This is a genomic window from Kitasatospora sp. NPDC053308 (assembly GCF_055585785.1).
In genome coordinates, this window is sequence record NZ_JBVJJY010000008.1 from 187,137 (window position 1) to 206,662 (window position 19,526).

General features: G+C 72.6%; 19 protein-coding genes. 6 read left to right on the forward strand and 13 right to left on the reverse strand.

The window, feature by feature from the left end; translation table 11 throughout:
* Positions 1 to 36 precede the first annotated feature (36 nt).
* Both ACZ6Y7_RS20280 and uvrA read right to left on the reverse strand, forming a co-directional pair.
* Complete coding sequence (locus ACZ6Y7_RS20280) at positions 37 to 480, reverse strand: Rieske (2Fe-2S) protein (protein WP_465759277.1); 444 nt, start codon at positions 478 to 480, stop codon at positions 37 to 39.
* A gap of 131 nt (positions 481 to 611) precedes the next feature.
* Positions 612 to 3,527 (reverse strand): excinuclease ABC subunit UvrA, encoded by a 2,916-nt coding sequence (gene uvrA / locus ACZ6Y7_RS20285; protein WP_465759278.1) that lies wholly within the window; start codon positions 3,525 to 3,527, stop codon positions 612 to 614.
* Between the two features lie 279 nt (positions 3,528 to 3,806).
* Between uvrA and ACZ6Y7_RS20290 the strand changes: the two genes are divergently transcribed.
* A complete protein-coding gene (locus ACZ6Y7_RS20290) occupies positions 3,807 to 4,541 on the forward strand; it encodes a maleylpyruvate isomerase family mycothiol-dependent enzyme (RefSeq protein WP_465759279.1) in 735 nt (244 codons plus the stop codon).
* Positions 4,542 to 4,586: 45 nt separating this feature from the next.
* Positions 4,587 to 5,240 carry an MBL fold metallo-hydrolase gene (locus ACZ6Y7_RS20295; protein ID WP_465759280.1) on the forward strand — a complete coding sequence of 218 codons (654 nt, stop codon included), beginning with the start codon at positions 4,587 to 4,589 and terminating at the stop codon, positions 5,238 to 5,240.
* A gap of 111 nt (positions 5,241 to 5,351) precedes the next feature.
* Here ACZ6Y7_RS20295 and ACZ6Y7_RS20300 read toward each other — a convergent pair whose 3' ends face one another.
* The 6 genes from ACZ6Y7_RS20300 to zapE form a co-directional block, all read right to left on the reverse strand.
* Positions 5,352 to 6,335 (reverse strand): TerC family protein, encoded by a 984-nt coding sequence (locus ACZ6Y7_RS20300; protein ID WP_465759281.1) that lies wholly within the window; start codon positions 6,333 to 6,335, stop codon positions 5,352 to 5,354.
* Between the two features lie 220 nt (positions 6,336 to 6,555).
* Positions 6,556 to 7,134 carry a TerD family protein gene (locus ACZ6Y7_RS20305; protein WP_465759282.1) on the reverse strand — a complete coding sequence of 193 codons (579 nt, stop codon included), beginning with the start codon at positions 7,132 to 7,134 and terminating at the stop codon, positions 6,556 to 6,558.
* Between the two features lie 247 nt (positions 7,135 to 7,381).
* The gene (uvrB, locus tag ACZ6Y7_RS20310; RefSeq protein ID WP_465759283.1) at positions 7,382 to 9,472 is read right to left on the reverse strand and encodes an excinuclease ABC subunit UvrB; all 2,091 of its coding nucleotides are present in this window, start codon (positions 9,470 to 9,472) and stop codon (positions 7,382 to 7,384) included.
* A 44-nt stretch (positions 9,473 to 9,516) separates the two neighbouring features.
* Positions 9,517 to 9,822: a helix-turn-helix domain-containing protein gene (locus tag ACZ6Y7_RS20315; protein WP_465759284.1), complete on the reverse strand. Its 306-nt coding sequence runs from the start codon at positions 9,820 to 9,822 to the stop codon at positions 9,517 to 9,519.
* On the reverse strand, positions 9,819 to 10,196 hold the full coding sequence (locus ACZ6Y7_RS20320; RefSeq protein ID WP_465759285.1) for a type II toxin-antitoxin system RelE/ParE family toxin: 378 nt from the start codon (positions 10,194 to 10,196) through the stop codon (positions 9,819 to 9,821). The genes ACZ6Y7_RS20315 and ACZ6Y7_RS20320 overlap by 4 nt, the downstream gene beginning before the upstream one ends.
* 61 nt (positions 10,197 to 10,257) lie before the next feature.
* Positions 10,258 to 11,301 (reverse strand): cell division protein ZapE, encoded by a 1,044-nt coding sequence (gene zapE / locus ACZ6Y7_RS20325; protein ID WP_465759396.1) that lies wholly within the window; start codon positions 11,299 to 11,301, stop codon positions 10,258 to 10,260.
* Positions 11,302 to 11,414: 113 nt separating this feature from the next.
* On the opposite strand from zapE, the gene ACZ6Y7_RS20330 reads away from it, so the two are divergent.
* The 4 genes from ACZ6Y7_RS20330 to msrB all read left to right on the forward strand — a co-directional run bounded on the left by ACZ6Y7_RS20330 (position 11,415) and on the right by msrB (position 14,684).
* The gene (locus ACZ6Y7_RS20330) at positions 11,415 to 12,185 is read left to right on the forward strand and encodes a pyrimidine reductase family protein (RefSeq protein WP_465759286.1); all 771 of its coding nucleotides are present in this window, start codon (positions 11,415 to 11,417) and stop codon (positions 12,183 to 12,185) included.
* 73 nt (positions 12,186 to 12,258) lie between these two features.
* Entirely contained in the window at positions 12,259 to 12,720 is a 462-nt protein-coding gene (locus tag ACZ6Y7_RS20335) for an indole-3-glycerol phosphate synthase (RefSeq protein ID WP_465759287.1), read from the forward strand.
* A 129-nt stretch (positions 12,721 to 12,849) separates the two neighbouring features.
* Positions 12,850 to 14,238 (forward strand): UDP-N-acetylmuramate--L-alanine ligase, encoded by a 1,389-nt coding sequence (gene murC / locus ACZ6Y7_RS20340; protein WP_465759397.1) that lies wholly within the window; start codon positions 12,850 to 12,852, stop codon positions 14,236 to 14,238.
* Positions 14,239 to 14,279: 41 nt separating this feature from the next.
* The gene (msrB, locus tag ACZ6Y7_RS20345) at positions 14,280 to 14,684 is read left to right on the forward strand and encodes a peptide-methionine (R)-S-oxide reductase MsrB (RefSeq protein ID WP_402218518.1); all 405 of its coding nucleotides are present in this window, start codon (positions 14,280 to 14,282) and stop codon (positions 14,682 to 14,684) included.
* A gap of 209 nt (positions 14,685 to 14,893) precedes the next feature.
* On the opposite strand, the gene ACZ6Y7_RS20350 is transcribed toward msrB, so the two are convergent.
* From ACZ6Y7_RS20350 to ACZ6Y7_RS20370, 5 genes are all read right to left on the reverse strand, one after another.
* Positions 14,894 to 16,087 carry a cytochrome P450 gene (locus tag ACZ6Y7_RS20350; RefSeq protein WP_465759288.1) on the reverse strand — a complete coding sequence of 398 codons (1,194 nt, stop codon included), beginning with the start codon at positions 16,085 to 16,087 and terminating at the stop codon, positions 14,894 to 14,896.
* Positions 16,084 to 16,644, reverse strand: coding sequence for a GTP-binding protein (locus ACZ6Y7_RS20355; RefSeq protein WP_465759398.1), 561 nt, complete (start codon positions 16,642 to 16,644; stop codon positions 16,084 to 16,086). Before ACZ6Y7_RS20355 ends, ACZ6Y7_RS20350 begins: the two co-directional genes overlap by 4 nt.
* A gap of 178 nt (positions 16,645 to 16,822) precedes the next feature.
* Entirely contained in the window at positions 16,823 to 17,176 is a 354-nt protein-coding gene (locus ACZ6Y7_RS20360; RefSeq protein ID WP_465759289.1) for a DUF742 domain-containing protein, read from the reverse strand.
* Positions 17,173 to 17,607: a roadblock/LC7 domain-containing protein gene (locus ACZ6Y7_RS20365; RefSeq protein WP_465759290.1), complete on the reverse strand. Its 435-nt coding sequence runs from the start codon at positions 17,605 to 17,607 to the stop codon at positions 17,173 to 17,175. The genes ACZ6Y7_RS20360 and ACZ6Y7_RS20365 overlap by 4 nt, the downstream gene beginning before the upstream one ends.
* A gap of 14 nt (positions 17,608 to 17,621) precedes the next feature.
* Positions 17,622 to 19,520: an ATP-binding protein gene (locus ACZ6Y7_RS20370; RefSeq protein WP_465759291.1), complete on the reverse strand. Its 1,899-nt coding sequence runs from the start codon at positions 19,518 to 19,520 to the stop codon at positions 17,622 to 17,624.
* Between the last annotated feature and the right edge of the window lie 6 nt (positions 19,521 to 19,526).

Sequence of the window (19,526 nt, forward strand, 5' to 3'; positions counted from 1 at the left end):
GCGGACGGGAGATCGACTCGGCGTTGGTCAACGGCTTCAGCTCGGGGTCACCTTGAGGTTTCCGCCGTCGACCGTGACGGTGTAGGCGGGCAGCGGGGAGGGGGCCGGGCCGTCCTGCACGGCGCCGTCGGCGATGCCGAACCGGCTGCCGTGGCAGGGGCACTGGATCTGCTGGTTCTTCACCTGGTCCACGATGCAGCCGGCGTGGGTGCACTTGGCGCTGAAGGCCTTGTACTGGTCGGCGGTCGGCTGGGTGACCACGATCTTCTGGTCGCGGAAGACCTTGCCGCCGCCCTCCGGCACGGCCGAGGCCGGGCCGAGGTCCACCGGGCCCTTGGCGGTGCTGCCGGAGGAGCCCGAGGAGGAGGAGCTGCTGCAGCCGGTGACGGCCACGGCACCGCCGGCCGCCAGGACGGCCGCGGCCCCGCAGAGCAGGGTGCGGCGGGAGGCGGAGGGGCTGGTCTCGGGGGCCTCGGACATCGGTGCGCTCCTGGGGTGTGCTGCTGCTGCGAGGGACCACGGAAGTCTATGCCGCGCGCGCCCCGCCGCTCCCGGGAGTCCCGCTGTTCGGCGGTCCCGGGAGTGGCGGGGCGGGCGGGGTGCTTCCTCGCCTACTTCTTCGCCGCGGCGGCGCGCTTGCGCGGTGCCGCCTTCTTCGCCGGCGCGGCGGCCGGGGCGTCCGCGAAGCCGCTCGGCAGGATGTCCCGCAGGAACTTGCCGGTGTGGCTCTCCGGGACGGCGGCGATCTGCTCGGGGGTGCCCTCGGCGACCACCGTGCCGCCGCCGGAGCCGCCCTCGGGGCCCATGTCGACGATCCAGTCGGCGGTCTTGATCACATCGAGGTTGTGCTCGATGACGATCACCGTGTTGCCCTTGTCCACCAGCCCGCTGAGCACCTTGATCAGCTTGCTGATGTCCTCGAAGTGCAGACCGGTGGTCGGCTCGTCCAGCACGTAGACCGTCCGCCCGGTGGAGCGCTTCTGCAGCTCCGAGGCGAGCTTGACGCGCTGCGCCTCGCCGCCGGAGAGCGTCGGCGCGGACTGGCCGAGCCGGACGTAGCCGAGGCCGACGTCGTTGAGCGTCTTCAGGTGCCGGGCGATCGCCGGGACGGCCTCGAAGAAGGCCAGCGCCTCCTCGATCGGCATGTCCAGCACCTCGGCGATGGACTTGCCCTTGTAGTGCACCTCCAGCGTCTCCCGGTTGTACCGGGCGCCGTGGCAGACCTCGCACGGCACGTAGACGTCCGGCAGGAAGTTCATCTCGATCTTGATGGTGCCGTCACCCGAGCAGTTCTCGCAGCGGCCGCCCTTGACGTTGAACGAGAACCGGCCGGGCAGGTAGCCGCGGACCTTGGCCTCCTGCGTCTCCGCGAAGAGCCGGCGGACGTGGTCGAACACGCCGGTGTAGGTGGCCGGGTTGGAGCGCGGCGTGCGGCCGATCGGCGACTGGTCGACGTGCACCACCTTGTCCACCTGGTCGGTGCCGGTGATCCGGGTGTGCCGGCCGGGCACGCTGCGGGCGCCGTTCAGCTCCCGGGCGAGGTGGGTGTAGAGGATGTCGTTGACCAGCGTCGACTTGCCGGAGCCGGAGACACCGGTGATCGCGGTGAAGGTGCCGAGCGGGAAGCCGACCGTGACGTCCTTGAGGTTGTGCTCGCGGGCGCCGTGGACGGTCAGCTGGCGCTTCTTGTCCCGCTCGCGGCGGGAGGCCGGGATCGGGATGGACCGCTTGCCGGAGAGGTACTGGCCGGTCAGCGACTCCTTGTTGCCGAGCAGCTGCTTCAGCGAACCGGAGTGCACCACCTTGCCGCCGTGCTCGCCGGCGCCCGGGCCGATGTCGACCACCCAGTCCGCCGTCTTGATGGTGTCCTCGTCGTGCTCGACCACGATCAGGGTGTTGCCGATGTCGCGCAGCCGCACCAGCGTCTCGATCAGCCGGTGGTTGTCCCGCTGGTGCAGGCCGATGGACGGCTCGTCCAGCACGTACAGCACGCCGACCAGGCCGGAGCCGATCTGGGTGGCCAGCCGGATGCGCTGGGCCTCGCCGCCGGACAGGGTGCCGGCCGCGCGGTCGAGCGAGAGGTAGTCCAGGCCGACGTCGACCAGGAAGCGCAGCCGCTCGTTGACCTCCTTGAGGACCCGCTCGGCGATCTGCTTGTCCCGGGCGTTGAGCCTCATCGCGCCCAGGAACTCGGAGCAGTCGCTGATCGACATCGAGGAGACCTCGGCGATCGACCTGCCCTCGACGGTGACCGCGAGCACCACCGGCTTGAGCCGGGTGCCCTGGCACGTCGGGCAGGGCACCTCGCGCATGTAGCCCTCGAAGCGCTCGCGGCTGCTGTCGCTCTCCGCCTCGGTGTGCCGGCGCTGGATGAACGGGACGGCGCCCTCGAAGCCGGTGCTGTACGAGCGCTCGCGGCCGAAGCGGTTGCGGTAGCGGACCTGCACCTGGTGCTTGTGGCCGTACAGCAGCGCCTTCTTGGCGCGGGCCGGCAGCCCGGCCCAGGGGATGTCGGTGCGGAAGCCGAGCTCCTCGGCGAGCGCGTCGATCAGGCGCTGGAAGTACTCCTTGGCGTGCCCGGCCGACCACGGGTGGATCGCGCCCTCGTCCAGCGAGCGCTCCGGGTCCGGCACGACCAGCTCCGGGTCGACCTCCATCCGGTTGCCCAGGCCGGAGCAGTCCGGGCAGGCGCCGAACGGCGAGTTGAAGGAGAACGAGCGCGGCTCCAGCTCCTCGAAGGACACGTCGTCGTACGGGCAGTAGAGGTGCTCGGAGTACATCCGCTCGCGCTCCGGGTCGTCCTCGGGGAGGTCGACGAAGTCGAGCACGACCATGCCGCCGGACAGCCGCAGGGCCGTCTCCACCGAGTCGGTGAGCCGCCGCTTGGCGCTCTCCTTGACGGTCAGGCGGTCGACGACCACCTCGACGGTGTGCTTCTCCTGCTTCTTGAGCTTCGGCGGCTCGGCGAGCTGGATCGTCGTGCCGTCCACCCGGGCGCGGGAGTAGCCCTTGGACTGGAGGTCGGCGAACAGGTCGACGAACTCGCCCTTGCGCTCGCGCACCACCGGGCTGAGCACCTGGAAGCGGGTGCCCTCGGTGAGCTCCAGCACCTTGTCCACGATCGCCTGCGGGGACTGCTTGGCGATCGGGCGGCCGCAGTGCGGGCAGTGCGGCTTGCCGATCCGGGCGAACAGCAGGCGCAGGTAGTCGTAGACCTCGGTGATCGTGCCGACGGTCGAACGGGGGTTGCGGTTGGTGGACTTCTGGTCGATCGAGACGGCCGGGGAGAGGCCCTCGATGAAGTCCACGTCGGGCTTGTCCATCTGCCCGAGGAACTGACGGGCGTAGGAGGACAGCGACTCGACGTAGCGGCGCTGGCCCTCGGCGAAGATCGTGTCGAAGGCGAGCGAGGACTTGCCGGAGCCGGAGAGGCCCGTGAAGACGATGAGGGAGTCGCGGGGCAGGTCGAGCGAGACGTTCTTGAGGTTGTGCTCGCGAGCACCGCGGACGATGAGGCGGTCGGCCACTGCTTCTGGCGCCTTTCTCCGGGGCGAGATGGCTTGCGGTGAGATTCGGTACTTCTTCCAGGATGCGGCAGCCAGCCTATAGCTCAGACGTTCGAATCTCGACTCTGTCCAGCGGAGACCACCCGAACGAGTGAGGCCGGGGTCGGGACGGTCCGTACCCGTACCGTGCGCGTACCGAAAAACCGCCTGCTCAGGGCCCGGATCCGGCGGTAGCGTCGACTGGTCAACGAGCGGAGCCCCCGCGGGCAACGCCCCGTCTCCCGACAGAAGGCAGTTCCGATGACCGACCCGCAGTCCGCCGCCGCGTCCGCCGCCTCCTGGCTGGTTCAGGTCGAGGAGAGCACCCAGCGCCTCCTGCAGACCGCCGCCGAGCTGAAGCCCGCGGACGTCGCCGAGCCCTCCGCGCTCCCCGGCTGGACCCGCGGCCACGTGCTGGCCCACCTCGCCCGCAACGCCGACTCCCTGGTCAACCTGCTGAACGGCGCCCGCACCGGCACCGACATCCCCCAGTACGCCAGCAACGAGGCCCGCGACGCCGACATCGAGCGGGACGCACCCCGCCCGCTGGAGGTCCACCTCGCCGACCTGCGCGCCTCGCACGAGCGCTTCGCCGCGGCCGCCGCCAAGCTGCCCGACGAGGCCTGGACGGCCGAGATCCGGCACCGCACCGGCTACCTCTTCCCGGCCTTCGACATCCCGCACAAGCGCCTGCTGGAGCTGGAGTACCACCACGTCGACCTGGCGGCCGGCTACGCCCCGCGCGACTGGCCGCAGGACTTCGCCGTCGCCCAGTTCGGCACGCTCGCCGAGGGCCTGGCCCATGCCGACCTCCCCGCCGTCCGGCTGGTCGCCGAGGACACCGGCGACCGGGCCGCGATCGGCACCGGCGAGCCCGCCCTGGCCGTCGAGGGCCCCGTCCGCGCGCTGACCGCCTGGCTCTCCGGCCGCTCCGCCGGCACCGGCCTGCGCCGCACCCCCGACACCGCGCTCCCCCAGCTTCCCCCGATGGGCTGACGGCGCGAGGATGATCCCAGGACCACGACGACGAGGAGCGGACGGATGACGTACCACGGAGCGGTCAAGGTCGGTGGGCCGCCGGACGTGCGGGAGCTGGCCCACCTGATCATCACCAAGGTGGCCGTCGGCCCGTACGACAACAACGCCTACCTGCTGCGCTGCCGGGCGACCGACGAACAGCTGCTGATCGACGCCGCCGCGGACGCCCCGGTGCTGCTGGAGACCGTCGGCGACGAGCTGGAGACCGTGGTCACCACCCACCGGCACCACGACCACTGGGGCGCGCTGGCCGAGGTGGTCGCCACCACCGGCGCCCGCACCGCCGCCGGCGAGCACGACGCCGAGGGCATCGACGTCCCCACCGAGCTGCGGCTCGCGGACGGCGACCGGCTGCGGGTCGGCGACGTCGAGCTCACCGTCCGCCACCTGGTCGGCCACACCCCCGGCGCGATCGTGCTCGTCTACGACGACCCGCAGGGCCACCCGCACGTCTTCACCGGCGACTGCCTCTTCCCCGGCGGCGTCGGCAACACCTGGGGCGACCCGGAGGCCTTCAAGAGCCTCTTCCGGGACGTCAACGAGAAGATCTTCGACGTCCTCCCCGACGAGGCCTGGATCTACCCCGGCCACGGCAACGACACCACCCTCGGCGCCGAGCGCCCCCACCTCGACGAGTGGCGCGAGCGCGGCTGGTAGCCGGCCCCGCGCCCCCGCGTCACCACGAGGCCCCCGCGACCGGATCCGGTCGCGGGGGCCTCGTGGTGCGGCGCTGCCGGGCGCCAGGCGTCAGGCGTCAGGCGTCAGGCGTCAGGCGTCGAGCATCTCGGTCTCGTGCTCGGCCTCGGCGGCCTTCTTCGAGGCCCGCAGGCTGGTGAACGTGGTGACGGCCAGCACCAGGACGATGAAGCCGAGCGAGAACGGGATGCCGATCTCCGGGGCCCAGGTCGCGCCCGCCTCGTGCGCGGCGTGCAGCACCAGCTTCACGCCGATGAACCCGAGGATCACCGACAGGCCGTACGAGAGGTGGACCAGCTTCTTCAGCAGGCCGCCGATCAGGAAGTACAGCTGGCGCAGGCCCATCAGGGCGAAGGCGTTGGCGGTGAACACGATGTACGGGTCCTGGGTGAGGCCGAAGATGGCCGGGATCGAGTCCAGGGCGAACAGCACGTCCGTGGTGCCGATGGCCAGCATGACGATCAGCATCGGGGTGATCAGCCGGCGGCCGTGCTCCCGGACCAGGAGCTTGGTGCCGCGGTAGTCCTCGGTGGCCGGGAAGCGCCGGGTGATCGACTTGAGCACGCGGTTCTCCTCGAACTCCTCGTCCTCCCCGTCCTCCCGGGCCTCCTTGATCAGCTTCCAGGCGGTCCAGATCAGGAAGGCGCCGAAGAGGAAGAACACCCAGGAGAACTGGGTTACCAGCGCCGCGCCGCCGGCGATGAAGACCGCCCGGAGCACCAGCGCGATGATCACGCCGAACATCAGCACGCGCTGCTGGTAGATCCTCGGCACCGCGAACTTGCCCATGATCAGGATGAAGACGAAGAGGTTGTCGACGCTGAGCGACTTCTCGGTGATGTAGCCGGCGAAGAACTCACCCGCCGGCTGCCCGCCGGAGTGCCACCACAGGAACCCGCCGAAGAGCAGCGCCAGCACGACCCAGACGCCCGTCCAGATCCCGGCCTCCTTGAGCGAGACCTCGTGCGGCTTGCGCCCGCCGATGAAGAAGTCCGCCACGATCAGTGCGATCAGCACGCCGATCGTGGTGGCCCACATGGTCACGGAAACGTCCATTACTGCTCCTCCGGCAGCTAGGCGAGACAGTCATCGTCACTGCCGGAGGTCTCTTCCGCCCGACGGGCACAGGCACGTCGGACCAGCGCCCCGGGGTGCCGCGACGGGCACCCGTGATGACGGGGTCGGCTGTCGAGGAATACTCCCCTCCGCTGCCATCGAGAGTAACAGGACAGGCAAAGGAAGGTAAAGAAGGTAAAGACCCGTCAGGGTGCGGGCCTCAGAGGTAGGGCTCGATCGCCGGCAGCAGGTCCTGGAAGGTCCGCCCCTTCGCCGGGGCGCCGATCGCCTGCATCTCCCAGCCGCCGTCGCCGTCCCGGACCACCTTGGCCATGATCTGGCCGGTGTGCGAGCCACCGCCCGCCAGCTCGTAGCGGGCCAGCTCCAGTCCGGTGGTCTCGTCCACCAGCCGGCAGTGCGCCCGCTGCACCTCGGCGAAGGTCTGCCCGGTGTACGAGCTGACCGTGAACACCACCTGGGTGATGTGCGCCGGCACGTGCAGCAGGTCGACCAGGATCGCCTCGTCGTCCTCGTGCCCCGAACCGCCCTCCAGGTTGTCCCCGGTGTGCCGGACGGAGCCGTCGTTGCTCTCCAGGTGCTGGAAGAACACCACGTCGGACGGGGTCCTCTCGGCGTACAGCAGTGCCGAGGCGTCCAGGTCGATCGTCCTGGTGCGACTGCCGAACAGGCCCCGCTTGGGGGCGGCCTGCCAGCCGAGGCCCATCCGGACCACGGTCAGGGAGCTGCCCGGGCCCTTCTGGAGACTGACCCGCTGCCCCTTGGCAAGGTTCACCGACACGACGTTGTCCTCTCTGCCGGCCACGCGGCGCTGCCCGCCGCCCGGCTACCCGGTGGAACACCCCGTCGCCGTCCCCCGGCTGAGGCCCCCTCTGCGTACGGCCCGCGCCCTTCCCGTGGGCGCGATGCCGCAGGCCAGCCTAGGGCCTGCGGCACCCCGACCTCCCCAGGGTTTCCCCGTTTGTGGCAAGGCTGAGACACCGCCGGGCTTGACCGGTGCCGTTCCGGCCACGCCCGGGCGGCGCCGGTTACGCCACGCCCGCCTCACGCATCTGCCGCAGCTCCTTCTTCAGCTCCTTGACCTCGTCGCGCAGCCGGGCCGCGACCTCGAACTGCAGGTCGGCGGCGGCCGTGTGCATCCGGTCGGTCATCTCCTGGATGAGGTCCGCCAGCTCCGCGGCCGGCAGCGACTTGGCGGGCTTGCGCTCGGCGCCCAGCGACGGCACCGGGGCCTTGCCCTTGCCCTGGCCGCGGTAGCCGGTGGCCAGCAGTTCGTCGGTGTCCACGTCCTCCCGGGCGAGGGTGTCCAGGATGTCGCCGATCTTCTTCCGCAGCGGCTGCGGGTCGATCCCGTGCTCCTTGTTGTACGCCTGCTGCACGGCCCGGCGGCGGTTGGTCTCGTCGATGGCCTTCTCCATCGCCGGAGTGATCTTGTCCGCGTACATGTGGACCTGGCCGGAGACGTTTCGGGCCGCGCGGCCGATCGTCTGGATCAGCGAGGTGCCGGAGCGCAGGAAGCCCTCCTTGTCCGCGTCCAGGATCGCCACCAGCGACACCTCGGGCAGGTCCAGGCCCTCGCGCAGCAGGTTGATGCCGACCAGCACGTCGTACTTGCCGGCCCGCAGCTCGCGCAGCAGCTCCACCCGGCGCAGGGTGTCCACGTCGCTGTGCAGGTACCGGACCCGGATGTCCAGGCCGAGCATGTAGTCGGTGAGGTCCTCGGCCATCTTCTTGGTCAGCGTGGTGACCAGGACGCGCTCGTCCCGCTCCACCCGCTTGCGGACCTCGTGCACCAGGTCGTCGATCTGACCCTCGGTCGGCTTGACGATCACCTCGGGATCGATCAGACCCGTCGGGCGGATGATCTGCTCGACCTGGCCGTCGCCGCGCGACAGCTCGTACGGGCCGGGCGTCGCCGACAGGTACACCGTCTGACCGATCCGCTCCAGGAACTCCTCCCACTTCAGCGGGCGGTTGTCCATCGCGGACGGCAGCCGGAAGCCGTGCTCGACCAGCGTGCGCTTGCGCGAGGCGTCGCCCTCGTACATCGCGCCGATCTGCGGGACGGTCACGTGCGACTCGTCGATCACCAGGAGGAAGTCCTCCGGGAAGTAGTCCAGCAGCGTGTTCGGCGGGGAGCCGGGCTCGCGGCCGTCGAAGTGCATCGAGTAGTTCTCGACGCCCGAGCAGGTGCCGATCTGGCGCAGCATCTCGATGTCGTAGGTGGTGCGCATCCGCAGCCGCTGGGCCTCCAGCAGCTTGCCCTGCTTCTCCAGCTTCGCCAGGGTCGCCTCCAGCTCCCGCTCGATGCCGGTGATCGCGCGCTCCATGCGCTCGGGGCCGGCCACGTAGTGCGAGGCGGGGAAGACGTAGACGGACTCGTCCTGGCTGATGATCTCGCCGGTGAGCGGGTGCAGGGTGTACAGCGCCTCGATCTCGTCACCGAACATCTCGATCCGGACGGCGAGCTCCTCGTACACCGGGAAGATCTCGATGGTGTCGCCGCGCACCCGGAAGGTGCCGCGGCTGAAGGCCACGTCGTTGCGGGCGTACTGGATGTCCACGAAGCGGCGCAGCAGGACGTCCCGGTCGATCTCCTGGCCGACCTTGAGCGGCACCATCCGGTCCACGTACTCCTGCGGCGTGCCGAGGCCGTAGATGCAGGAGACGGACGCGACGACGACCACGTCCCGCCGGGTGAGCAGCGAGTTGGTCGCCGAGTGCCGCAGCCGCTCGACCTCCTCGTTGATCGAGGAGTCCTTCTCGATGTAGGTGTCCGTCTGCGGGACGTACGCCTCCGGCTGGTAGTAGTCGTAGTACGAGACGAAGTACTCGACCGCGTTGTTCGGCAGCAGCTCGCGGAACTCGTTCGCCAGCTGCGCGGCCAGCGTCTTGTTCGGCGCCATCACCAGGGTGGGCCGCTGCAGCTTCTCGATCATCCAGGCCGTGGTGGCCGACTTGCCGGTGCCGGTGGCACCGAGCAGCACGACGTCCTTCTCCCCTCCCCTGATCCGCCGCTCCAGCTCGGCGATCGCCGCCGGCTGGTCGCCGTTCGGCTGGTAGGGGCTGACGACCTCGAAGGGCGCCACGGACCGCTCAATACTCGTGATGGGACGCACGACTCCACCGTACGACCCACCACCGACAAGCCGGGCTGCTTCGGTCAGGCCGCGTGCGCCTCGAACCTTATGGCCGGCTCGCGGGCGGGGTCGATGCGGACGACCGAGTCGAAAGCGGCGGCGAGCCGCTCGATCAGCGGCAGGGTCGGATCGACCCCGCTCTCCTCGATGCTCTCGACCGTCTCCTCGTCCAGCCCGGCCCGCTCCGCGAGGTGGGCCGGGCTCCAGCCCAGGGCGGACCGGCGGGCGTACACCGCCTCGGCCAACGCCATCCGCCGCCCGGCCGCCCGGTACTCCTCGCTCTCACGGTGCTCCGGCGGCACGACCCACCGCGTGTGATAGCCGCTCACCGCTGCTCCTCCCGGTCGTACACCTCGTGGTCGGCAGCGGGCCGGTGCTCGGCCTCGCACGCCTTCTGGGCTCGCCGTGCCCGCTCGACCTGGTCCGTTTCGCGGTTCCTAGTCTTGCGGAAGACCGTCAGCAGCACAGCCCTCCGCCCGGGTGCGAGCCAGTACGTGATCCGCACGGGGCCGACCCGCAGTTCCCGCAGCCCGCCGCCGAGGTGGCTGGAAAGCGGGAACGGCAGGAGTTCGCCGTCCTCGCTCAGCCGGTCCGCGGCGCGCTCGACCGCACGGTACTCGGGGAGCGGGCACTGCCGCAGCCACTCGCGCACCTCGGGTTCGATCTCGATCGAGTAGCCCGCTCCGGGCCCGCCGCCGGCCATGCGCCCCCCTCTGCTCCGCAAGGAGCAACGCGAGACCGGGGCCGGGGTTACAGGCACGCGCCTACTTGGCGCTGTCCCGGGCGAGGGCGACGAGGCGGGAGATGGCGCGCAGGTACTTCTTGCGGTAGCCGCCGCGGAGCATGTCCTCGGGGAAGACCTGGTCGAAGGGGAGACCGGAGGCGGTGACGGGGAGCTCGCGGTCGTACATGCGGTCGGCCAGGACGACCAGGCGCAGGGCGGTGGACTGGTCGTCGACCTGGCGCACGCCGCGCAGGCAGACGGCGGTGACGTCGTCCAGCAGGGCGCCGTAGCGGCTGGGGTGGACGGCGGAGAGGTGGCCGAGCAGCGCGTCGAAGTCGTCCAGCGAGGCGCCGGGAGTGCGGGCGGCGGCGGCCTCGACGGCCTCGTCGGTGTACGGCGGCGGGGCGTCGGGCAGGCCGCGGTGGCGGTAGTCCTGGCCGTCGATCCGCAGCGGCCGGAAGTGCGCGGACAGGCCCTGGATCTCGCGCAGGAAGTCGGCGGCGGCGAAGCGGCCCTCGCCGAGCTTCTCCGGCAGCGTGTTCGAGGTGGCGCACAGCTTGACGCCGGCCTCGACGAGGCGGCCGAGCAGGGTGGAGACCAGGACGGTGTCGCCCGGGTCGTCCAGCTCGAACTCGTCGATGCACAGCAGCGTGTGCCCGGAGAGGGTCTGCACGGCCTGCTGGAAGCCCAGGGCGCCGACCAGGTTGGTCAGCTCGACGAAGGTGCCGAAGGCCTTGGGGCCGGGGGCGGCGTGCCAGAGCGAGGCCAGCAGGTGGGTCTTGCCGACGCCGTAGCCGCCGTCGAGGTAGACCCCGGCCGGGCCGGTGGGGGCGGGGGCGGAGCGGCGGAACCAGCCGCGCTTGGGCGCGGAACCGTTTCCTCGCCCGAGGGTGGCCGCGAACTGCTCCAGGACCTGCACGGCCTCGTACTGGCTGGGCTGGCTCTGGTCCGGGATGTACGACCCGAAGCTCACGCCGGCGAACCGGGGCGGCGGGACCATCTCGGCGACCAGCCGCTCGGCGGGCACGACGGGACGGCGGTCGGTGAGCGCGATCGGGGAGCCGGCCGCGCTCGCGGTGGCTATGGACGCGGTCGCGGTGTCGGGGCGGGAGGCTGCGGGCACATCAGTAGAGGGTACGCCTGCTCCCGACCCCCTCCGAACCGCCTGCGCGGGGCCCGCGGTGGAACACTGAGGGCATGCAACAGTTGATCAGCCCGCTGGGTGCGCCGCTCTCCGATCCGGCCGCGCTGGAGTCGCTCGCCGCCGTGTACGCCTACCCCGAACAGGTGAATCGGGGCCGCCCGTGGCTGCGCGCCAACATGGTCGCCGGCCTGGACGGCGGGGCGCGGCTCGACGGGCTGTCGGAGGGGCTGTCCGGCGACGCGGACAAGCGGATCTTCGGGGTGCTGCGGGCGCTGGCGGACGTGGTGCTGGTCGGTGCGGAGACAGTGCGCGCGGAGGGCTACCGGCCGGCCCGGGCCCGCAAGGAGTTCGCGGCGGCCCGGACGGCGGCGGGGCAGGCACCGGCCCCGGTGATCGCGGTGGTGACCCGCTCGCTGCAGCTGGACCTGACCGCGCCGCTGTTCACCGAACCGCTGGTCAGGACGGTGGTGATCACCACCGAGGACGCCTCCGAGGAGCGCCGCCGGGCGGTCGCCGAGGTGGCCGACCTGGTGCTCGCCGGCACCGGCTCGGTGGACCTGCGGGCGGCCGTCGCGGCGCTGGCCGAACGGGGCTGGACGCGGCTGCTCACCGAGGGCGGCCCGCGCCTGCTCGGGCAGCTCGCCGCCGCGGACCTGCTGGACGAGCTGTGCCTGTCGGTGGCCCCGCTGCTCACCGGCGGCGACGCGCCGCGCATCCTCCACGATGCGCAAATGCCTGACGTGCGGCGGATGCGGCTGGTCTCATTGATCGAGCAGAAAGGATTCCTCTTCACTCGCTACCTGCGTCACCTGGGTTCGGAATGACCCCGTGACCCCCCGGTCGTGATCCCGTTATGCGATGCCGGGGCCCGGGGGCCGGCCACTGGAAGGGACTCACGTGTTCAAGACGGTACTGATGATCGAAAAGGCTCTCTCCGACGCGGACGTGGAGCTCGTCACCACGCTCCACAGCGACGAGAAGGTCTCCTTCGTCGTCCTGATGCAGCCGCGCGGCAAGCAGGACGAACTACTGCGGGCGCTCGACGACGTCGCCCTCGGCCACCTCGACAAGGTGGTGCACGAGCACGACGAGTCCGAGAGCGGGCCCACCGTGGCCACCGAGTCGCTCGAGCACAGCCTGCGCCACCTGCGCGCGGCCGGCGCCGAGGCGATCGGCGAGCTGGTCGAGGAGAAGCCCCTGGAACGGTTGCGCGCGGCGGTGGAGGAGCACCGGGCCGACGAGGTCGTGGTGCTCACCTCACCGCACTTCGTGGAGGAGTTCTTCCACCGCGACTGGGCCTCCCAGGCCCGGCACAAGGTGGGGGTCCCGGTGCTGAGGCTGTTCGCCAGCGACTCCTAGCCCGGCGCGCCGGTGGTGCAGAATCGTCCTTGCGGTCCGCCCGCGAGGACGGTTCCACGTTCCCGGACCCGCCACGCCCACTCGCCCCCGCCCGTACGGAGCCACGCCTTGAACGACGCCGCGCACGACCTGCACGCCCCGCACTTCATCGGCATCGGCGGCGCCGGGATGTCCGGCCTGGCGAAGATCCTCGCAGTGCGCGGTGCCAGCGTCTCCGGCAGCGACTCCAAGGAGTCCGAGACCGTCCTCGCGCTGCGCGCCCTCGGCGCCACCGTGCACGTCGGCCACGCCGCCGAGCACGTGCCGGACGGCACCAGCAGCGTGGTCGTCTCCAGCGCGATCCGCGCCGACAACCCGGAGCTGGCCGCCGCCCGCGAGCGCGGCATCCCGGTGGTGCACCGCTCCGACGCGCTGGCCGCGCTGATGGGCGGCCGCCGCGCGCTCGCGGTGGCCGGCACCCACGGCAAGACCACCACCACCAGCATGCTCGCCGTGGCCCTCGGCGAGCTGGGCCTGGACCCGTCCTACGCGATCGGCGGCGACCTCGACGCACCCGGCTCCAACGCCCACCACGGCACCGGCGAGATCTTCGTCGCCGAGGCCGACGAGAGCGACCGCAGCTTCCACAAGTACGCGCCCGAGGTGGCGATCGTGCTCAACGTGGAGCTGGACCACCACGCCAACTACGCCTCGATCGACGAGATCTACGAGTCCTTCGAGACCTTCGTCGGCCGGATCGTCCCCGGCGGCACCCTGGTCGTCTCGGCCGACCACGACGGCGCCCGCGAACTGACCTCCCGGGTGGCCGGCCGCGAGGGCCTGAACGTGGTCACCGTCGGCTCCGCCGAGGACGCCGACGTGCGGGTGCTCTCGGTGGTCGCCCGCGGCATGACCAGCGAGGTCACCGTCGTCCTGGACGGCACCGAGCTGACCTTCACCGTCTCGGTACCCGGCCGCCACTACGCCCACAACGCCGTCGCCGCGCTGGCCTCCGGCGTCGCCCTGGGCGTGCCGGCCGCCGACCTGGCCAAGGCGCTCGGCGCCTACACCGGGGTGCGCCGCCGCCTGCAGCTCAAGGGCGAGGCCGCCGGCGTCCAGGTGATCGACTCCTACGCCCACCACCCGACCGAGATGACCGCCGACCTGGAGGCGATCCGCGAGGGCCTGGAGGGCGGCGGCCGGGTGCTGGTGGTCTTCCAGCCGCACCTGTTCAGCCGCACCCAGCAGCTCGCCGAGGAGATGGGCCGGGCCCTGGCCCTGGCCGACGCCTCGGTGGTGCTGGACATCTACCCGGCCCGCGAGGACCCGATCCCGGGTGTGACCAGCGAGCTGATCATCGACGCCGCCCGCCGGGCCGGCGCCGAGGTGACCGCCGAGCACTCCTTCGCCGCCGCCCCCGCCCTGCTGGCCGGCCTGGCCCGCCCGGGCGACCTGCTGCTCACCATGGGCGCGGGCGACGTCACCAACCTGGGGCCCGAAATTCTGGAGCACCTCGCGAACGTTGCTTCCAACGTCTGACGCGCACGTCCGTCCGACGTCCACCGCGACCGGGAGCCGTGATGAGCTACGAGATCGACAAGTCCGAGGCCGAGTGGCGCGAGCAGCTCAGCCCCGAGGAGTACCACGTGCTGCGCGAGGCGGGCACCGAGCGCCCGTTCACCGGTGAGTACACCGACACCAAGACGGTCGGCGTCTACAGCTGCCGGGCCTGCGGAGCGGAGCTGTTCAGCTCCGAGACCAAGTTCGACAGCCACTGCGGCTGGCCGTCGTACTACGCGCCGCTGGCGGAGGACCGGGTCCAGTACATCGAGGACACCTCGCACGGCATGCGCCGGGTCGAGGTGCGGTGCGCGCGCTGCGGCGGGCACCTGGGGCACGTCTTCGAGGGCGAGGGCTACGGCACGCCGACCGACCAGCGCTACTGCATCAACAGCATCTCGCTGACGCTCAAGCCGGCCGAGTAGCGCCGAGGCAGGCCCGGCAGCGCCGAGCGGCACCTGACCGCAGGAGGCCCGGACGCCGTACGGTGTCCGGGCCTCCGCGCTGTCCGAGCGCCGCGCTGTCCGAGCGCCGCACGGGCCCCGCACGGGCGCCGAGCGCCGTACGGACGCCGGGCGCCGTACGGTCGCCGAGTGCCGCATGGGGCGCCGGGCGCTGCTCCGGCGACCCGGCGCTATCCGGCGACCGGCTCGAAGCGGACCGGGAGACGCACCAGGGCGCGATGGAACGGGCCCGGGCGCCAGAGCAACTCCTCGGCGGGGGTGGCCAGTTCGAGATCGCTGAGGCGACTGCCGAGCTGCTCGATCGCGGTGATCGCGATCAGCAGGGCAGGGTCACGGGCCGGGCAGGCGTGCGGGCCGGCCGCCCAGGCCAGGTGGGCGCTCTCGCCGCTGCGCACCTCCTCGCCGTCGGTCGGCGGCGCCGCCTGGGAGTTGGCGGCCGCGTACGAGACCAGCACGAGGCTGCCGGCCTTGATCTCACGGCCGTGCAGGACGACGTCGTACCGCGGGTAGTGGGCGGAGAGGTTGGCCAGCGGCGGCTCGTGCCAGAGCACCTCGTCGATCGCCTGGTGGGCGGTCATCGCCCCGCCGAACAGCGAGCCGGCGTAGCGGGCGTCGGTGAGCAGGCGCAGCAGGGCGTTGCCGATCAGGTTGGTGGTCGGCTCGTGCCCGGCGATCATGGTCAGGCTGATGTGCCGGATCACCTCGTCGTCGTCCAGCCCGACCGGGTGGGTGACGAACCAGGAGGCCAGGTCGTGCCGGGGGCGTTCGCGGCGCTCGGCGACCATCGCGCCGACGACCGCCAGCAGCTTCCCGTACGCGGCGCCCGCCTGCGCGGTGGACTCGATCAGCCCGGTGATCGCCGCGACCACCTCGGCGCGCTGGTCCTCGGGCACGCCGAACCAGGTGGTGAGCACGACGGCGGGCACCTGACGGGCGTACTCGGCGATCAGGTCGGCGTGGCCGACCCCGGCGAAGCGGTCGATCAGTCCGTGGGCGGTCTCGGCGACCTGGCGCTGCAGCCGGTGCGGTTCGAACAGCGCGAGGGCGTCGGTGATCACCGCCCGGTAGCGCGCGTGCGTCTCGCCGTCGCTGAACAGGGCGGTCGGGCGGTAGCCGAGCACCGGTAGCAGCGGGGAGTCCGGCGGGACGGTCCGCTGCCAGGCGCGGGAGTCCTTGGAGAAGGTGTCGGAGTCGCGCAGCAGGTCCAGCGCGGCCTGGTAGTCGGTGACCAGCAGGGCCTCCACCCCCGGCGCGATCTCCACCGGGGCGACCGGGCCGTGCCGGCGCAGCCGCTCGTAGACCAGCTGGGGGTCGGCGGCGAAGACCGGGCCGTGGATCGGGGTCGGGCGGGTCTCGACGGTCACGGGCGCTCCTGGGTGTCGGGGGAGGCGGCGGGCAGGGTGTCGAGGACGTGCTCGGCCAGGGCGATCAGCGCGTCCAGGCTGCTCTCCCGCTCCCGGGCGTCGCACAGCAGCAGCGGGGTGGCGGCGTGCAGGTCCAGGTGGGTGCGGAGCACCCCGACCGGGTGGACCGGCGCGTCCGGGAAGCAGTTGACGGCGACGGCGTACGGCAGGCCCTGCTCCTCGACCATGTCCATGACCTCGAAGGAGTCGGCCAGCCGGCGGGTGTCGGCGAGCACCAGGGCCCCCAGGGCGCCACGGGCGATGTCCTGCCAGAGCGGGAAGAAGCGGCGCTGGCCGGGGGTGCCGAACATGTAGAGCACGACGTTGCCGGGCAGGGTGAGCCGGCCGAAGTCCACGGCGACGGTGGTGGTGGTCTTGTCGGGCAGGCCGGCCAGGTCGTCGACCGGCCGTCCTGCCTCGGTCATCGCCTCCTCGGTGTGCAGGGTGGCGATCTCGGACAGGGTGCGGATGAGGGTGGTCTTGCCGACCCCGAACGGCCCGGCCACCACCAGCTTCATCAGCGTCTGGTCCCGGTCGGGCAGGTAGCCGACCCGGCCCGGCTGCCCGTCCGGGCGCCCGTCGAGCTGCCGGGCGGGCCGGCTGGCCAGGTCGTGGGCGGTCAGGCCGTGGGCGGTCGGACCGTGGCCGGTCAGGCCGTGGGCGGTCGGGGCGTGGCCGGTCGGGGCGGCGGCCCGGTCACCGGAGCGCGCGGAGTCCAACGAGGAGCCTCTCGACGATGGAACGGTCGGTCTGCTGGGCGCGCGGGATCGGCGCGCGGGCGTGCAGGCAGCCCGCCTCGACCAGATCGGCGGCGAGGAAGACGGTGGCGCTGACCGGCAGGCGCAGGTGCGCGGCGGCCTCCACCACGGTCAGCGCGCCGGGGCGCACCAGGTCCCAGAGCCGGTGGTGTTCGGGTTCGAGCCCGGTCGGCGGTTCGGCGCGGTCGGCGAACAGGACGGTCAGCCGCTCGAAGCCCTCGGTGCCGGGGCGGCTGCGGCCGCCGGTGGCCAGGTAGGCGGGCACCATCCGCCTGCGGGGAGCGGCGGTCATGACCGGACGGTGTCGTCCTGCCGCCGGGACGGGCTCGCGAGCGCGCGGCCCAGGGCGGCGACCTGCACCTGCATCTGGTAGGCCACGTTGCCGAGTTGGGCGTCCGGCGTGGTGAACACGGCGAGCGAGGTGTTCTCCCCGGCGGGGACGACGACGGCGTAACCGAGGTCGGACTCCACCACGGTCTGGGCCATGCGCGGGCGCTCGCTGCCGGTGAAGGCGGTGGTGAAAGCGCGGGCGGCGGCGTGCACGGTCGCGGTCATCGCGGCGACCCGCTCGGCGGAGGCCCGGCCCAGTCCGTCCGAGGCGCCCTCGACCAGGCCGTCCCCGGTGGCGATCACCGCGTGCAGCACTCCCGGCAACTCCAGCAGCGGGGTCAGCACCCACGAGATCTCGTCGGTGGCGGTCGGGCTGGGCGGCGTGCTGCTCACTGCTCGGCTCCTTCTCAGGACGTCGGGAGGGTCGGCGCGCCGGCGGTGTGGTCACCGGCGGGACGGCCGGCGGTGGTGTCGCCGGGGGTGACGGTGGGGGTGACGGTGGTGCGGTCGTCCACGGGGGTGCCGTCCGCGCGGGTGCCGTCCGCGTGGGCGGCGGCGCGGACGGCGGCCCGGCCGGAGTCGGTGCCCCGCTGCAGGGCCTGCCAGTGGGCGGCGGCCCGCTCGGGAGTCCGGTCGGGAGCGGGCGCGGCGGCCGGAGCAGCGGGCGGGCCCGGCTCCTCGGCGGCCAGCGGACGGCGGCGCCGCCGGGTGGGCAGACCGGTGCCGTCGTCCGCCGGGCTGTCCGGGGCGCTGTGCGGGGCGCCTTGCGGGGCGCTGTGCGGGTCGCCCGAGGTGCCCGGACCGTCCGAGGCGTCTGCGGTGTCCGAGGCATCCGGGGCGTCTTCCGCCGCCGGGCCGGCCGCGCCCGGCCCGGGCACCACGCGGATGGCCGGTGCCGGGTGCGGGCCCGGCTGGTGGTGGCGGTCGGCGAGCTGCGGGGCGTCCTGCTCGTCGGCGTCGCGCATCGGCGGGACGGCGGCGACGGTGGGCGCGGGGGCCGGCCCGGAGCCGGCCCGCAGCGGCAGCGGGGTGAGCACCGACAGCGGCTGCCCGTCGTCCAGGACGGTCACCAGCCCGGCCGGGATCCGCAGGATGGTCCGCATGCCGCCGTACGGCGAGGGCTCGATGTGGCAGGAGAAGCCGTACTGGCGGGCCAGTTTGCCGATCACCGCGAAGCCGGTCTTGGGCGGGTTGCCGAGCTCGGTGAGCAGCAGGTCCGGCGGCCCGGCGAGCAGCCGGCGGGCGCGGCGCAGCTGGTCCTCGTCCATGCCGATGCCGCTGTCGTCGATGATCACCAGCGCGCCGCGGCCGCCCTGCTGCACGGTGACCGGGACGTCGGTCTCCGGGTGCGAGTAGGCGGTGGCGTTGGCGAGCAGTTCGGCGATGGTGACGGCGATCGGCTCGGCGGCCCGGGCGACCACCGCGAGCCGGTGCTCCCGCAGGTGGTTGGCGACCTTGATGCGGGAGTAGCCGGGCACCCGGGAGAGCGCGCCGACGACCACCTCGGCGAGCGGCGAGTCGGTGCGGGCCAGACCCGGCCAGGCCTCGCAGAGCACGGCGACGGTCTGGATCCGGCGCAGCGCGACCTCGTTGCGGAAGTCGACCTCCAGCAGCCGAGGGTCGTCGTTGTCGTGCTGGAGCTGCTGGACGAGGCTCTGGATCTGGTACAGCAGCGTCTGGATCCGGGAGGTGGCGCCGCGCATGGCGGCGCGGGCGGCGGCGTCCACCCGTTCGCGTTCGTCGGCGAGGGCGGCGGCGGTGGCGTCCAGGACGGACTGCAGCGCCCGGACGGCCTCGGGGCCGACGGCCTGCGGGTCCAGCGGGCCGACCAGCGGGGCGTTGGCGTGGGTCGCCCGTACCGCGGTGGCGGCGATCCGCTCCTGGGCGAGGTGGCCGACCTCGGCGAGCAGCGCGGCGGCGTGCGCCTCGGCGGCCGCGAGGCGGCGTTCGGCCTCCTCGGCGCGGGTGGTCGCGGCGGCGGCCTGGCGGAGGACCTCCCGCACGGACTCCTCCGCCTCCCGGGCCGCGTCCTGCGCCTGGTGGGCGGCCGCCTCGGCGGTGCGGGTCTGGCCCTCCGCCCGCCGGGCCTCGTCGATGGCGCGCCGGGCCGCCTCCTGGGCCTCGCGCTGCTGCTGCTCGGCGCGGGCGAGGCGGCCCTCGGCGACACGGGCGCGCTCCTCGCCCCGGGTGAGCGCGGTCTCGGCGGCCGCCGCCCGGGCGAGGGCCGCGGCCCGGCCGCGGGCGAGCACGGCCGTGGCCACGGCGGCGACCAGCGCCACGGCGATCAGCGCGATCAGCGTCGTCATCGGAGT

Coding starts and splice junctions, on each gene's coding strand:
- ACZ6Y7_RS20280 (WP_465759277.1), bottom strand. CDS start 480: ATGTCCGAGGCCCCCGAGACCAGCCCCTCCGCCTCCCGCCGCACCCTG.
- ACZ6Y7_RS20290 (WP_465759279.1), top strand. CDS start 3,807: ATGACCGACCCGCAGTCCGCCGCCGCGTCCGCCGCCTCCTGGCTGGTT.
- ACZ6Y7_RS20295 (WP_465759280.1), top strand. CDS start 4,587: ATGACGTACCACGGAGCGGTCAAGGTCGGTGGGCCGCCGGACGTGCGG.
- ACZ6Y7_RS20300 (WP_465759281.1), bottom strand. CDS start 6,335: ATGGACGTTTCCGTGACCATGTGGGCCACCACGATCGGCGTGCTGATC.
- ACZ6Y7_RS20320 (WP_465759285.1), bottom strand. CDS start 10,196: ATGGCCGGCGGCGGGCCCGGAGCGGGCTACTCGATCGAGATCGAACCC.
- ACZ6Y7_RS20330 (WP_465759286.1), top strand. CDS start 11,415: ATGCAACAGTTGATCAGCCCGCTGGGTGCGCCGCTCTCCGATCCGGCC.
- msrB (WP_402218518.1), top strand. CDS start 14,280: ATGAGCTACGAGATCGACAAGTCCGAGGCCGAGTGGCGCGAGCAGCTC.
- ACZ6Y7_RS20355 (WP_465759398.1), bottom strand. CDS start 16,644: ATGAAGCTGGTGGTGGCCGGGCCGTTCGGGGTCGGCAAGACCACCCTC.
- ACZ6Y7_RS20360 (WP_465759289.1), bottom strand. CDS start 17,176: ATGACCGCCGCTCCCCGCAGGCGGATGGTGCCCGCCTACCTGGCCACC.
- ACZ6Y7_RS20370 (WP_465759291.1), bottom strand. CDS start 19,520: ATGACGACGCTGATCGCGCTGATCGCCGTGGCGCTGGTCGCCGCCGTG.